This window comes from Olsenella phocaeensis (assembly GCF_900120385.1).
In the GTDB taxonomy this organism is placed as follows: Bacteria; Actinomycetota; Coriobacteriia; order Coriobacteriales; family Atopobiaceae; genus Olsenella_I; species Olsenella_I phocaeensis.
In genome coordinates, this window is sequence record NZ_LT635494.1 from 226,881 (window position 1) to 240,795 (window position 13,915).

General features: G+C 69.3%; 11 protein-coding genes, 1 tRNA gene and 1 pseudogene. 11 read left to right on the forward strand and 2 right to left on the reverse strand.

Annotated features, from left to right (window positions below; all coding sequences use genetic code 11):
- Nucleotides 1-920: HAD-IC family P-type ATPase (locus tag BQ7388_RS01005; protein WP_129583213.1), on the forward strand; the 920-nt coding region annotated here is incomplete at its 5' end.
- On the opposite strand, the gene BQ7388_RS01010 is transcribed toward BQ7388_RS01005, so the two are convergent.
- Complete coding sequence (locus BQ7388_RS01010) at nt 899-1,315, reverse strand: hypothetical protein (protein WP_072499559.1); 417 nt, start codon at nt 1,313-1,315, stop codon at nt 899-901. The genes BQ7388_RS01005 and BQ7388_RS01010 overlap by 22 nt on opposite strands.
- Before the next feature lie 169 nt (nt 1,316-1,484).
- On the opposite strand from BQ7388_RS01010, the gene BQ7388_RS01015 reads away from it, so the two are divergent.
- Nucleotides 1,485-1,561: transfer RNA gene (locus BQ7388_RS01015), tRNA-Arg, on the forward strand.
- A gap of 186 nt (nt 1,562-1,747) precedes the next feature.
- Here the strand turns inward: BQ7388_RS01015 and aroF are convergent.
- Nucleotides 1,748-2,491: pseudogene (gene aroF / locus BQ7388_RS01020) on the reverse strand (3-deoxy-7-phosphoheptulonate synthase); the annotation flags it as partial.
- Here aroF and acnA point away from each other — a divergent pair.
- From acnA to BQ7388_RS01065, 9 genes are all read left to right on the forward strand, one after another.
- Nucleotides 2,375-4,795, forward strand: coding sequence for an aconitate hydratase AcnA (gene acnA, locus BQ7388_RS01025; protein WP_234946741.1), 2,421 nt, complete (start codon nt 2,375-2,377; stop codon nt 4,793-4,795). The pseudogene aroF and the gene acnA sit on opposite strands and share 117 nt — an antisense overlap.
- Nucleotides 4,796-4,829: 34 nt before the next feature.
- Nucleotides 4,830-5,834, forward strand: a complete 1,005-nt coding sequence (locus BQ7388_RS01030) for a zinc ribbon domain-containing protein (RefSeq protein ID WP_062531229.1) — start codon at nt 4,830-4,832, stop codon at nt 5,832-5,834.
- A gap of 120 nt (nt 5,835-5,954) precedes the next feature.
- The gene (locus tag BQ7388_RS01035; RefSeq protein ID WP_009279150.1) at nt 5,955-6,503 is read left to right on the forward strand and encodes a peptidylprolyl isomerase; all 549 of its coding nucleotides are present in this window, start codon (nt 5,955-5,957) and stop codon (nt 6,501-6,503) included.
- 31 nt (nt 6,504-6,534) lie between these two features.
- Nucleotides 6,535-7,935 (forward strand): tetratricopeptide repeat protein, encoded by a 1,401-nt coding sequence (locus BQ7388_RS01040; protein WP_062531226.1) that lies wholly within the window; start codon nt 6,535-6,537, stop codon nt 7,933-7,935.
- 49 nt (nt 7,936-7,984) lie between these two features.
- Nucleotides 7,985-9,031 carry a rod shape-determining protein gene (mreB, locus tag BQ7388_RS01045; RefSeq protein ID WP_009279152.1) on the forward strand — a complete coding sequence of 349 codons (1,047 nt, stop codon included), beginning with the start codon at nt 7,985-7,987 and terminating at the stop codon, nt 9,029-9,031.
- A gap of 6 nt (nt 9,032-9,037) precedes the next feature.
- A complete protein-coding gene (mreC, locus tag BQ7388_RS01050) occupies nt 9,038-10,051 on the forward strand; it encodes a rod shape-determining protein MreC (RefSeq protein WP_082719560.1) in 1,014 nt (337 codons plus the stop codon).
- A 10-nt stretch (nt 10,052-10,061) separates the two neighbouring features.
- Complete coding sequence (mreD, locus tag BQ7388_RS01055; RefSeq protein WP_062531225.1) at nt 10,062-10,640, forward strand: rod shape-determining protein MreD; 579 nt, start codon at nt 10,062-10,064, stop codon at nt 10,638-10,640.
- Between the two features lie 8 nt (nt 10,641-10,648).
- Nucleotides 10,649-12,682: a penicillin-binding protein 2 gene (gene mrdA, locus BQ7388_RS01060; protein ID WP_062531223.1), complete on the forward strand. Its 2,034-nt coding sequence runs from the start codon at nt 10,649-10,651 to the stop codon at nt 12,680-12,682.
- Between the two features lie 12 nt (nt 12,683-12,694).
- Nucleotides 12,695-13,894 carry an FtsW/RodA/SpoVE family cell cycle protein gene (locus BQ7388_RS01065; protein WP_009279156.1) on the forward strand — a complete coding sequence of 400 codons (1,200 nt, stop codon included), beginning with the start codon at nt 12,695-12,697 and terminating at the stop codon, nt 13,892-13,894.
- Nucleotides 13,895-13,915 lie beyond the last annotated feature (21 nt).

The following is a 13,915-nucleotide window of genomic DNA, read 5'->3' on the forward strand; positions in this document are numbered from 1 at the left end:
CCTCTGGCCTCGGCGACGAGGCGCTCGCGCGCAGCGTGCGGTCGGGGCGGGTCTTCGGCCGCGTCACGCCGGAGCAGAAGCGCACGCTGGTGCGCGCCCTCCAGGCGGAGGGCGGGACCGTCGCGATGACGGGCGACGGCGTCAACGACATCCTCGCCCTGCGCGCGGCGGACTGCTCCGTTTCCTTCGCCTGCGCCTCCGACGCCGCTCGAAACGTCTCTGACCTCGTCCTCGCGGATGACGACTTCTCTCACATGCCCGAGGTGGTGGCCGAGGGCAGGCGCTCCATCAACAACCTCCAGCGCTCCGCGTCGCTCTTCCTCGTGAAGACGGTCTTCTCCACCGTCGTGGCGGCGCTCTGCGTGGTGCTCCCGCCGTACCCCTTCATACCCGTGCAGATGTCGCTCGTCTCCACGGCGGTCATCGGCATCCCCTCCTTCGTGCTCGCCCTCGAGTCCAACCACGACCGCGTCTCGGGCCGCTTCCTCGACAACGTGCTCAGGAGGTCGCTGCCCGCCGCGGCGGTCATCTCGCTGGGCCTCCTCGTCGCGCTCCTCTCGCGCGGCATAGACCAGATGAGCTTCTCCGAGTCCTCGGCCATGTGCATGGCCATCGTCAGCGTGGTGGGCTTCGCGCTGGTCTGGCGCATCTGCCATCCGCTCAACGGGCTGAGGGTCGCGCTCCTCGCGTTGGTCGTCGTCGTGGTCGCGGGCGGAAGCCTCGCGTTTCCGGACTTTTACAGGCTTTCTCCGCCAAGTCCTGCCATGCTTATAGTGTTGGGCGCGATTTCGCTGGCGTCATGGAGGCTCTTCGGCCGGCTCTTCGAGCGCTCGTGCTCGGACGGCCGCGTGGCGGGGGCGGTCGTGCGCCTGATGGACAGGATGACTGGAGGCAGCTCTCATGGGTTTGCAGAAGATTGACGCAGCCGCGTTCGAGGCGGCGGTGGCGGAGGCTCGCGTGCCGAAGGCGCTGGCGGCTGGTGGCGTGGAGCGCAGCTACATCGACGTCTCGGGGATCCCCGGCGCGCGCCANTGCCCCCGCCCAGGAGCACCCCGTGGCCGCAGTCGACGACCGTGTCGGCGGGGTGGAACTTGCGGTTCGCCTTCTTGAAGGGCTCGGACACGCGCCTGACCTGATCGATGATGTCCATCGACTCGAGGAGGAAGGGGTCGATCCGCGTCGTGTCGCCGATGATCCCCACGATCGTCTCGTTCTCTCCGTGCGAGACGTTGGTCCTGAAGCCGCGGTCCTCTATCCAGCTCACGAAGTGGTCGAGCTGCTCGGGGGTGGCGCTTTCCTTGACGATTGCAATCATGTGCGGGCCTTTCCGGGCCAGGGCCCAGCGAGTTTTTCATCGATGCTACTACAGCGGGCCGATGGCCCCGGCGCCTTATCCAAAGCGTTACACCGGCGGGGGAGGCGGGCCTGTGGAGCTTTTGGTCTTGCGCGCGCATCCGCCTGCTTGGTCTATACTTCCGTGCCATGGCCCCGTAGCTCAGTGGATCAGAGCGTTCGCCTCCGGAGCGAAAGGCCGTGGGTTCGAGCCCCACCGGGGTCACCAAGCAAGCTCGAAGGGCCGATGGCGCAAGCCGGCGGCCTTTTTCATGCCCAGAGCCTTGGGACAAGCCGTCCGGGAGGTCGAGTGACGACGAACCAGAGCAACGGGGTGCCCCGCGCGGGCGCCGGTGCGGAGCGGGGGCTGAGCTGGGAGGAGGCCCGTCGGCTCGAGGCGCAAGGCAAGTCCAANCTTCGAGGGCTGGTCATGGACCTCTATCTCGAGGCCGTCGGCCCCTGCCGCGCAGGCGGCATAGGCGATGGGCCTCACGTAGCGAGTGTGGCCCGTGGCGTGGCTGGGGTCTCCCACCACCGGGAGGTGCGAGAGCCGGTGCAGCACGGGGATGGCGTTCACGTCGAAGGTGTTGCGGGTCCGGGTCTCGAAGCTGCGGATGCCGCGCTCGCAGAGGATCACGTTGGGGTTGCCCTCGCTCATGACGTACTCCGCGGCCATGAGGAGCTCGTCGATGGTGCCGGAGATGCCGCGCTTGAGGAGGATGGGCACCTGGGTCTTGCCCACCTCGCGCAGGAGGGGGAAGTTCTGGGAGTTGCGGGCGCCGATCTGCATGACGTCGATGCCCTTGTCCAGGAAGAGCTGGACGTCGCGGGGGTCCATCACCTCGGTCACGACGGGGAGGTCGAGCTCGCCTCCTGCCTCCATGAGGAGGTTGAGGCCCCTCTCGCCCATGCCCTGGTACGAGTAGGGGCTGGTGCGGGGCTTGTAGGCGCCGCCGCGCAGGAGCCCCGCGCCGGCCGACTTGACGGCGCGGGCGATGTCCATGAGGTTCGCGCCCTCGACTGAGCAGGGGCCGGCGANTTCATGCCCTCCCGCGTGCTCTTCCAGGACTTCACCGGCGTGCCGGTCTTCGTCGACTTCGCCGCCATGCGCGACGCCATGGCCGAGCGCGGGGGAGACCCCGCCGCCGTGAGCCCGCAGATTCCCTGCACCCTGGTCGTGGACCACTCCGTCATCGCCGACCACACGGGCGCGGAGGGGTGCGTCGCCCAGAACCAGGAGCTCGAGGCACGGCGCAACCACGAGCGCTTCTCCTTCCTCAAGTGGGCCGCCGGCTCCTTCGACAACGTCCGCATCGTCCCGCCCGGACGCGGCATCTGCCACCAGCTCAACATCGAACGCTTCTGCGAAGTCGTCTCGCGCGACGCCCAGGCGCCGGCGGGGTCGCAGATGGCCTGCTTCGACACGCTCGTCGGCACGGACTCGCACACCACGACCGCGAACGGGCTCGGCGTCCTCGGTTGGGGGGTGGGTGGCATCGAGGCGGAGGCCGCCGCGCTCGGCCAGCCCATCTCGATGCTGGTCCCTCCCGTGGTCGAGCTCAGGCTGCGGGGCCACCTCCCGGACGGGGTGAGCGGCATGGACCTCGCCCTCACCGTGGCGCAGCGCCTGCGCGCCGAGGGCGTCGTGGGCTGCCTCGTGGAGGTGACGGGGGAGGGCGCGGCGACCCTCAGCGCCACGCAGCGTGCCTGCGTGGCCAACATGACCCCCGAGTACGGCGCCACGACGACCCTCTTCCCCGTGGACGAGGCGGCCATGGACTACCTCGTCCTCACCGGCCGCGACGAGGGCGAGCTCGCCTTCGCACGGGCCTTCCTGGAGCGGGAGGGCGTCTTCGGCGGCTCCGAGGGCAGGCGCTACTCCCGCAGCGTCGAGCTCGACCTGACTGAGGTCGAGCTGAGCCTTGCCGGTCCCTCCCGCCCGCACGACCGTCTGGTGCCCTCCGAGCTGCGCACGCGCTTCCGTGCCTCGCTGGCGGAGCACGGCCGCGAACCGGGCCTGGCCAGGAAGGTGACCGTGGGCGACCGCGAGTTCGAGCTCGGGCACGGGACCATGGCGATCGCCGCCATCACCAGCTGCACCACCGCGACCGACCCGGCGATGATGGTCGCCGCGGGCATACTTGCGCGCAAGGCGAGGGGGAGGGGGCTCTCCGCCAAGCCCTGGGTCAAGCGGATCCTGGCGCCGGGCAGCCACGCCACGACGCTTTTGCTCGAGCGCGCGCAGCTCCTCGCCCCCCTTGCCGAGCTCGGCTTCGCCACCTGCGGGTACGGCTGCATGAGCTGCATCGGCAACTCGGGCGACATCCTGCCCGGGCTGCATGCCGTCGCGGACGAGCTGGAGCTCGCGAGCGTGCTCTCGGGCAACCGTAACTTCGAGGGGCGCATCTCTCCCGACGTCGCCCAGAACTACCTCTGCCAGCCCGCCCTCGTCGTCGCCTACGCGCTCGTGGGCAGCGTGGACGTCGACCTCTCGCGCGAGCCCGTGGCCGTCGGCCCCGACGGGCCGGTCATGCTCTCCGAGCTCCTTCCCACCCAGGCCGAGATAGACAACGCCCTGGCCTCCGCCCTCGACGGGAGCCTCTTCGCGGAGGGGGGCCGCCGCCTCTTCGAGGGCGACGCCTCCTGGGCGCGCATCGACTCCGGCTCGTCCGACACCTTCCCCTGGGACCCGGACTCCACCTACGTCCGGAGGGCCCCCTACTTCGACGCGGACCAGCGCGGCGGCACGCCCGCCATCAGGGGCGCGCGCTGCCTCGCCCTGCTCGGCGACTTCGTGACCACCGACCACATCTCTCCCGCCGGCTCCATCGCGCCGGATTCTCCCGCCGCCCGCTATCTGGGCGAGAGGGGCGTGGCCCCCGAGGACTTCAACAGCTACGGGAGCCGTCGGGGCAACCATGAGGTCATGATGCGCGGGACCTTCGCCAACGTCAGGCTGAGGAACGCCCTCGCGGGCGGGAGGAGCGGAGGCTGGACTCGCGACCTGCTCGACGGCGAGGTCAAGAGCATATACGACGCCTCCTGCCACTACAGGGCCCAGGGCGTGCCCCTGGTCGTCCTCGCAGGCAAGCTCTATGGCTCCGGCTCCAGCCGCGACTGGGCGGGCAAGGGTCCGGCCCTCCTGGGCGTGCGTGCGGTGCTGGCGCAGAGCTTCGAGCGCATCCACCGCTCCAACCTGGTGCAGATGGGCGTGCTGCCCCTCCAGTTCCATGAGGGGGAGGGCGTCGCGGAGCTCGGCCTGGACGGCAGCGAGTCGTTCGACGTCGAGGCGATCGACTTCTCCCGGGGGCTCCCCAACGAGCGCGACTGCGAGGTGGTGGCGCGTCGGGCGGACGGCAGCGAGCTGCGCTTCTCCTGCGTCGCGAGGGTCGACACCCCGCTCGAGGCGCGCTTCATGACTGCCGGTGGCATACTGCCCTACGTCCTCGACAGCCTCTCGTAGGCCGCCTCGCCCGGAAGAGCCAAGGAGTTCCGCCATGATCTGTCCCAACTGCGGGTCCAACGTGCCTGACGGCTCGGCGGTCTGTCCCGCCTGCAGGGCCGACCTCGGCATGACGGTCTCGATGCCGCGCCAGGAGGGCCGCTGGTGTCCCAACTGCGGGGCGCTCGTGGGCGAGGGGGACGAGGTCTGCCCCTCCTGCGGGATGCCGCAGGAGCCGGCGTGTGGCGACGGCGCGAGGGCGGTGGACGGGCTCGCCCCCCGTGAGGCCCGCGGCGAGGAGTCCCCTCTGGGCGAGACCCACTCCATACCCCGCATAGAGAGCGCCATCCCCTCGGAGGAGGAGCTCGCCCTGCCCTCCGCCCAGATGGACCGACTCCCCAGGCTGCGCGTGCTCGTGCTCGCCGTGGCATGCGCCCTAGTCGTGGTGGGCGGGGGAGTGGTGCTGATAACGCATCCCTGGGACCCCGCTGCCAACGACATCCGCGCCAAGGAGGACGCAGACACCTCCATGGCCGGCTTCCCCGGCCTGGTCAAGCAGCTCCAGGGGCAGGACGCGGGGAGTGGCTCGGCTAGCGGCTCCATAGAGAGCGGGGACGAGCGCACCCTGAGGCTGCTTGGTGACGCCTGGGGGCAGCTCGGGGAGCTCTCGGAGAGGCTCGACCAGAGCCAGGACGAGCTCGTCTCGGGCTACGCGAGCTCGTCATCGGACGAGCTCCTGGCCGGAAAGGCCCGCGCCGACCAGCTCTCCATCGACATCAGCAACCTCATATCGTCCCTGTCCGAGATAGACGTGACCTCGGGGACCTACGCCGAGGACAAGCAGAACCTCACCACCTTGGGCAACTGGCTTCGCAACCGCATGGACGCAGTGTCGTCCGGCTGGGCGAAGGCTGTCTCGTTCCAGGACCCCTCCCAGCACGCGGACGAGATCCTCTCGACCGTGAGCGCCGACGGGGGCTCGCCGGCCGAGTCCTTCAAGGCACTCTTCGACCAGGGCTATGCCCAGTGGGAGCCCAAGGAACGCCCGTCGCGCCCCTGACCGCGCTTCTCTGCCGAATGTGTGAAAGGGACCCCCTGCTGGTAGAATCAGCAGATGGTCCGCACGCTCCGTCGAGCCCGACCAAAGCCCGAATCATCTGCGTCCCAGGAGGTTGAAGCCATGGGATTCTTCTCTGACCCGCTCTATACGCCCAGCTACGAGCTCGAGGGGGGCGAGGTCGCCGTCCTCACCACCAGCAAGGGCACGATTCGCGTCGCCCTCGACGGCGAGGGGGCGCCCGTCCACGTCGCCAACTTCTGCGAGCTCGCCAGCTCGGGCTTCTACGATGGCCTCAAGTTCCATCGCTACGTGCCGGGCTTCGTGATTCAGGGCGGCTGCCCCAACACCCGCGACATGACCCCCGAGCAGGTCGCCTCGGGCATGCCCGGCCCCTCCGGCATGCCCGGGACCGGCGGACCCGGCTACCGCATCCGCCAGGAGTACAGCACCAACCCCCGCAACAGCCACGTCGACGGCGCCCTCGCCATGGCGCGTTCCCAGGACCCCGACTCCGCAGGCTCGCAGTTCTACTTCTGCCTGGGCGCGCAGCACATGCTCGACTCGGGATACACTGTGTTCGGCACGACTCTGGAGGGCATGGACGTCATCTCGGCCCTCCGAGCGGGTGACGTGATCGAGTCGGTGCGCATCGAGGTCGAGGACAACTAGGCGCCTTGCGCGCGGCGATAAGGAGCGAAACGTGAACCAGCAGGCTTTCGAGGCAGGGAAGAGCGCCTACAAGCAGGGCAACCTCGTGGAGGCCCTCGCCCAACTCTCTTCGGCCAAGGGACCAGGCGAGGTCTCCGGGACCATCGACCACCTCAGGGGCAACTGCCTCATGCGCCTCGGGCGCTATGCGGAGGCGGCCCAGGCCTACGCGGACGCCCTGGGCGACGCCTCGTACGGCCATGCCGGCGCACTCGCCTGCAACAGGGGCCGCGCCCTCCTCGCCGCGAACCGCCCCCAGGAGGCCGTGGCCTCCCTCACCCTGGCAACCCAGGACGAGCAGTACTCGACCCCCTACAAGGCCTACGTGGCCCTGGGCAACGCCTACAAGCGCCTGGGCAACGTCCGCGAGGCCGGCGTCGCGTACCGCAGCGCCGCCATTGACGAGGCCAACCCCGACCCCTCCTCGAGCCTGCGCGAGCTGGGCGGCTGCTTCATGCAGATGGGCCGTGCGGTCGACGCGGTCGAGGCCTATCGCACCGCGCTTGACTTCTCGACCCCGCTCGCGAGCCAGAGCGCCATCTACGGCGACCTGGGTCTTGCCTACGTGGCGGCCAACCGCATGGCGGAGGCGGTCGACGCCTTCGGGCATGCCACGGCAGACGGCTCCCACACCCTGAGCCCCGAGGCCAACGCCGCCTTCGAGGCCGCGAAGCGCGCCGTCGCGGCCATCGCCGGCAGCGGCCCCTCCGAGACGGACGCCTTCCTCGCGGCCGCGGGCTATGGCAGCGCCGGCTACGACCCCCTCGACCCGACGGGCTCCAGCGGCGAGTTCATGCCCTCGCCCGAGGACACCGGCTTCTTCTCGGTCAGCGAAGAGGACCTGGTGCAGCAGGAGCGCAAGGTGCGCCGCAAGCGCAGGCACCCCTTCCTCCGCTTCCTGCTTGCCCTCCTCGTCGTCGCCCTCATCCTCTGCGCCGGCGGTGGCTACGCGTACTGGCGCGGCTACGGCTGGCCCACCCAGGAGTCCGTGGTGAAGGAGCTCTTCTCCACGGGCGTGACGGGCGGCGACGTGGCGTCGTACCTCTCCGGCTCGGTCTCGGACGAGGCACGTGCCCAGATCAAGGCCGTGCTGCCGGGTTCCGTGAGCTCGCTCAGCATAGACGGGGTGGACCAGTCCATGGCCGCCTCCAAGGTCCTCGCCACCGCCACGCTCCCCGCGGGCGGCCAGCAGAGCTACACCGTCGAGCTCGTGCGCGACGGCATCGGCTGGAAGGTGAGCGGCGTGAGCGCGTCCTACGCCTCCCAGCGGGGGACGGCTGCCACCACCAGCGCCTCGAGCGACGCCGCGGCCACGGCTGCAGGTTCTGCGGGCGAGCCCGCGACGAGCGGTGACGCTGCGGGGACCTCCACCGGCAGCATCGCGACCGACTAGCGTCACCTTGGGACCGTCACGGTAACCATTCGATAGGAACAGGAAGACAATGCCGATTCTCGACTCACTCTTCGGCGAATATGACGGCGACCTCGCCATCGACCTCGGCACGGCCAACACCCTGGTGGCGGCACGCGGGCAGGGCATCGTCCTGAACGAGCCCTCCGTCGTCGCCATCGACCAGAGCGCCGACCGCGTCCTGGCCGTGGGCGCCGACGCGAAGCGCATGATCGGCCGCACCCCCGGCTCCATCATCGCCGAGCGCCCCCTCAAGGACGGCGTCATCGCCGACTTCGACGTCACCGAGGTCATGCTGCGCTACTTCATCGAGAAGGCGCGCGGCACGCGTCGCTATCCCTGGTCGCCCAGGCCCCGCGTGGTCGTCTGCGTCCCCTCCGGCGTCACGTCCGTGGAGAAGCGCGCCGTCTTCGAGGCCACGATCTCTGCCGGCGCGCGCCAGGCCTACCTCATCGAGGAGCCCATGGCTGCCGCGATCGGCGCGGACCTCCCCATCGAGGACCCGACGGGCTCCATGGTCGTGGACATCGGCGGCGGCACCACGGAGGTCGCCGTGATCGCCATGGGCGGCATCGTCGTCTCGCAGTCCATCCGCACCGCCGGTGACGAGTTCGACCAGACGATCCTCGAGCACGTCCGCGACGCCTACAACCTCTCGATCGGCGAGCGCACTGCGGAGGACATCAAGATCAAGGTCGGCTCCGCCGCGCCCCTGGCGGAGGAGCTTGACGTCGAGGTCAACGGACGGGACGTCATGAGCGGCCTGCCCAAGACCGTGCGCATCGAGTCCGAGGAGATCCGCCGCGCCCTGGACAAGCCCCTCGACGAGGTGACCAAGGCCGTCAAGGACGCCCTCGACGTCACCCCGCCCGACCTCGCCAGCGACCTCATGTACTACGGCGTCCTCCTCACGGGCGGCGGCGGCCTGCTCCGTGGGCTCGACCAGCGCCTGCGCGACGAGACGGGCGTGCCCGTCAACGTGAGCCCGACTGCGCTCGAGAACGTCGTCAACGGTTGCGCGAAGGTCCTCGAGGCCAATGCGCTCTCGGGCGGCTTCGTCCAGAGCGCGGGGCTGTAGGCGACCATGCAGCTCAAGGGGGGCGGCCTGAAGGGCGCGCCCGGCATACGGCGAAACGAGCCCGAGTCCGGCATGCGTCTCATGGTGGCGCTCGTCGCCCTCTCGCTGGTCATGTTCACGGTGAGCGCGCGCGAGTCGGGCGGCGGCTTCTTCACCACCCTGCGCGGCGGCTTCTCGACCATCGCCATGCCCATCCGCTACCTCGGCTCCGCCGTCACCGTGCCCTTCCAGGGCCTGGGCAACGTGTTCGCCAACCTCACCGCGGACCAGGCGACCCTCCAGGAGCTCCGCGAGCAGAACGAGCAGCTCACCACCCGCAACGCCGAGCTCGAGGAGGCGGAGAAGACCGCGACGCGCCTCCAGGACCTCCTCGCCCTCAAGAGCAGCTACAAGCTGCAGTCGACGGCGGCCCGCATCATCGCGGGGTCCACGGACTCCTGGAGCCGCACGGTGACCATCGACAAGGGCAGCGCGTCCGGGCTCGCCGTGGGCATGCCTGTGACCAACTCCTCCGGCGCCATAGGGCAGATCATCGAGTGCGGGGCGACCTCCTCGACGGTCCGCCTCGTCAGCGACGAGAACTCGTCCGTCTCGGCCATGGTTCAGTCGAGCAGGGCCCAGGGCATACTCAGGGGCTCTCCCGACGGGTCCCTCCGCCTCACCCTCATCGCTACCGACCAGACCGTCGCCGTGGGGGACACCGTCGTCACGAGCGGCCTCGGCGGCGTGTTTCCCAAGGGGCTCCCCCTGGGGAAGGTCATAAGCGTCAACAAGACGGAGGGAGCCCTCTACTACGAGATCGCGGTGGAGGGGACCGGTGCCGCGGAGGGCTTCGAGGAGGTCCTCGTCGTCACCTCGCTCACCGAGGACCAGGAGGCGACGGCGGAGGACATCAAGGCCGCGGACGAGCAGGACAGCTCGGCCACGGCTGTGGCGGCCGAGAAGGCCGGCTCGGCCAAGGACGGTGACGCCGGCACCTCGGCCGATGGCTCGGACGCGGCGTCGAGCGACGGGGAGTGAGGGGGCGAGCATGCAGGTAAACGACAGCAACAGGAACCGCAGGAGCATCGCCCTGCTCGCGCTGGGGTGCCTCGTCCTCCAGCTCGCGCTGGCACCCAACCTCGCCCTCGGCAACGGGCGCATCAACTTCGCCCTCGTGTTCGCGGCCTACATGGCACTGACGATCGGGGGGCGCACCGGCGTCGCCTGCGGCTTCCTCGCGGGCCTCGCCTTCGACCTCTGCACCACCGGACCCGTGGGGCTCATGTCCCTCCTGCTCACCGTGGCCTCCTTCGCCATGGGCATGGAGGAGCGGAACCGCCTCGCGGAGGACCCCTCGGGTTCGGTCGTCCTCTTCCTGCTCGCTGCCGCGGCCACCACCCTCGCCTACCACCTGGCCATGTTCCTCGTCGGGCAGGCGAGCTCGCTCTTCGACGTGCTGTTCCTGAGGACCCTTCCCACGCTCCTCCTGAGCGCCGTCGCCTTCCTGCCCTTCGCCTACGTGGGCTCGCGCTCCAGCGGCTCGCCCCTCTCGCTCGGTGGCGGCTCGCGCGGCCTCCACGGCCGCAAGGGCAAGGGCGGCGGCCGCTTCGACCTCGGAAGCCTGTAGGCGCCACCTTGAGTCCCATCCTCGTCGTCATAGTCATCCTGTCTCTGGTCCTGGTGGCCCTCCTCGTCAGCTTCTTCCTCGTGGGTAGGGGAGAGGCGCGCTTCACCTTCGACATCGGCGGAGCCTCGCCCAAGGCCTCGGGCGGCTCGGACACCTCCTCCGAGACGGGCTTCAAGACCCGCTTCTTCGGGCTCGGCGTCTTCTCGGGGTCCATCATCGCGGTCCTCCTCGCCCGGCTCTGGTCGATGCAGCTCATATCGAGCGACGACTACGCCTCCCAGGCGGAGTCGAACCGCACGCGCACCATCTCGGTCGCCGCCCCGCGCGGGCGCATCCTCGACCGCAACGGCGAGGAGCTCGTCACCAACCGGGCGAGCCTCACCGTGGTCGCGAAGGGCGACGTGGCGGACGACGACGTCGAGGTCCGCCTGCTCGCCAACCTCATCGGCATGCCCGCCATGGCGGTGAGGCGCAAGATCCAGAACAGCTCCGCCGGCGCCCAGAACCTCAGGACGGTCGCGGTGGACGTCTCGCGCCGCGTGGTCGCCTACATCGACGAGCATCCCTACCTCTTCGAGGGCGTGAGCGTCGAGCAGCGCACCCAGCGCCTCTATCCCAAGGGGAGCCTCGCCGCCCACGTCCTGGGCTACACGGGCTCCATCACCGCCGAGCAGGCGGAGCAGCTCGACTCCAACGCCACCGAGGGCTCGATAGACTACGAGCTTGGCGACACGGTGGGGCAGGCGGGCGTGGAGTACCAGTACGAGTCGGTGCTCCAGGGCGTCAAGGGCGAGCAGAAGGTCTACGTCGACGCGGACGGCAAAGTCCTCTCGTACTCGAGCGCCGTCGAGGCGCGGAGTGGCTCGGACGTCATCCTCACCCTGGACGCGGGCGTCCAGCAGGTCGCCGAGGAGTCCCTCGCGCGCAACATCAAGGCGCGGCGTGACGCGGGGTGCTCCGAGTGCTACGGCGGCTGCGCCATCGCCATGGACGTCACCAACGGAGAGATCATCGCCCTGGCCAGCGAGCCGACCTTCTCGCCCAACGTCTTCGTGGGCGGCATCTCGACCGACGACTGGGACAAGCTCTCGTCCGAGACCTCCTACAACCCGCTCGTCAACCGCGCCATCGCGGGGCAGTACCCCTCCGCCTCGACCATCAAGCCCCTCTCGACCTTCGCCGCGCTCGACTACGGCATCGCCACCATGGGCTCGCACTTCAACTGCGAGGGCTACTGGACGGGGTTCGGCAAAGACTACGGCCAGTACTGCTGGAACCACGACGGCCACGGCGACATGACGCTCCAGACGGGCATCACCTATTCCTGTGACGTCGTGTTCTACGAGATCGGCAAGGGCTTCTTCTACTCCAACGACAAGAACGGGCTCCAAGACACGTTCAGGAAGTGGGGCCTGGGCTCGAACGAGGGCATAGACCTGCCCGGCGAGACGGCGGGGCGCGTTCCCGACGCCGACTGGAAGTGGGAGTACTATAGCTACGCCGACGACGATGCGCGCTCCTGGCAGGGCGGAGACAACACCAACCTCGTCATCGGCCAGGGCGACCTCCTGGTGACCCCGCTGCAGATGCTCTGCGCCTATGCCGGCGTTTCCACGCGCGGCAAGGTCTGGCAGCCGCACGTTCTCAAGGCGGTCAAGTCCTCGGTGGGCACCGGCTCGGTGGTCGACTACAAGCCCAGCGTGCTGCGCGAGGTGCAGGAGGACCCCTCCTACATGGACCTCGTGCATGCCGGCCTCGTGGGGGTCATCTACGAGGAGTCCGAGGCCCAGGCCTCGCACTTCACCAACCTCTCGCACAAGGTGGCCGGCAAGACGGGGACGGCCGAGACCTCGCGCTCCAACCCCACCGGCTGGTTCGTCGCCTACGCGCCGGCCGACGACCCCAAGTACGTCGTCGCCTCGCTCATCGAGTACGGAGGCTACGGCTCGGAGGGCGCCATGTACGTGGTCCGCGACATCCTGGGCCAGATCTACGGGGAGCCCGACTCCTCGACCGCCGTCGACTCGTCCGGCGTGCGCTAGGGAGGAGGAAGGATGCCCCAGCCGCTTTCCGCACAGCAGCCCCAGGGCCTCTTGGCCCAGCTCCAGGCCCTCATACCCCGTGGCATGCGCCAGCCGGTGAGGGGAGGTCGGTTCTACCTGCCGCAGCTCCTCTCGGCCCTCGCCCTGGTGGCCTTTGGTGCGGTGGTGATCTGGTCGGCGTCCCTCACCATCGCCAACGCGTCGTTCGCGCGGCACCTCGTCGGCATCGCCATCGGCCTCTTGGGGGCCTACGGCATGTACCGCTATGACTACCGCGCCCTCGCAAACATGTCGAAGGCCCTGCTCGTCGCCGACGTCATCCTCATGCTCATGCCCAGCGTCCCCGGCCTCGGCGTGTCCGCCCTGGGCATGACGGGATGGGTCAAGGTCCCCCTCATCCCCCTGCGCTTTCAGCCCTCCGAGCCGGCGAAGCTGGTCACCATCTTCCTCATGGCCTCCCTCGGCGCGGAGTACAACGGCAAAATCGAGTCCCTGCGAGACTACCTCAAGCTCTGCGGGATACTGACCATCCCCTTCGTGCTCATCCTCACCCAGCCCGACCTCGGGACGGGCCTCATCATCCTGGTCACGGGCGCGTCGGTGATCATCTGCTCCGGTGCCCGCCGCACTTGGGTCATCGCCACCATCGCGGGCATCGTGGCCATGGCGTCGCTCGTGGTCGCCACCTCGATGACGCCAGGACTCCCGCACGTCCTGAAGGACTACCAGCTCAACAGACTCATAGTGTTCGTGGACTCGTCGGTCGACCCCTCCGGCAACGGCTACAACCTCCAACAGGCGAAGATCGCCGTCGGGTCGGGGGGCCTCCTGGGCAAGGGCGTCGGCAACGCCAGCCAGGCCGCCGGGGGCTTCCTCCCCGAGGCCCACACGGACTTCGTCTTCGCCCTCCTCGCCGAGGAGTTCGGCTTCGTGGGGTCGGTCGCCCTCCTGGCCCTCTTCGGCGTCACGATCCTCTCCACCATCCTCCTCGCCCAGAAGGTCGAGAACCCCTTCGGCAAGCTCATCCTGGCGGGCGTGGCCACCATGTGGTCGTTCCAGCTGCTGCAGAACGTGGGCATGTGCATCGGCATCATGCCCATCACGGGCATCCCCCTGCCCTTCATCAGCTTTGGCTCGTCCTCCATGGTCTCCCAGCTCGTCTCGGTGGGCATGGTGCAGTCCGTGTGGCACCATCGGACCAAGGTGAGCTAGCCTTCCGGAGGGGTCGACTCG

What these genes read in the sequence shown, in the direction of transcription:
- acnA (WP_234946741.1), top strand. Translation starts at nt 2,375, where the DNA reads ATGCCCTCCCGCGTGCTCTTCCAGGACTTCACCGGCGTGCCGGTCTTC.
- BQ7388_RS01030 (WP_062531229.1), top strand. Translation starts at nt 4,830, where the DNA reads ATGATCTGTCCCAACTGCGGGTCCAACGTGCCTGACGGCTCGGCGGTC.
- BQ7388_RS01035 (WP_009279150.1), top strand. Translation starts at nt 5,955, where the DNA reads ATGGGATTCTTCTCTGACCCGCTCTATACGCCCAGCTACGAGCTCGAG.
- mreB (WP_009279152.1), top strand. Translation starts at nt 7,985, where the DNA reads ATGCCGATTCTCGACTCACTCTTCGGCGAATATGACGGCGACCTCGCC.
- mreC (WP_082719560.1), top strand. Translation starts at nt 9,038, where the DNA reads ATGCAGCTCAAGGGGGGCGGCCTGAAGGGCGCGCCCGGCATACGGCGA.
- mreD (WP_062531225.1), top strand. Translation starts at nt 10,062, where the DNA reads ATGCAGGTAAACGACAGCAACAGGAACCGCAGGAGCATCGCCCTGCTC.
- BQ7388_RS01065 (WP_009279156.1), top strand. Translation starts at nt 12,695, where the DNA reads ATGCCCCAGCCGCTTTCCGCACAGCAGCCCCAGGGCCTCTTGGCCCAG.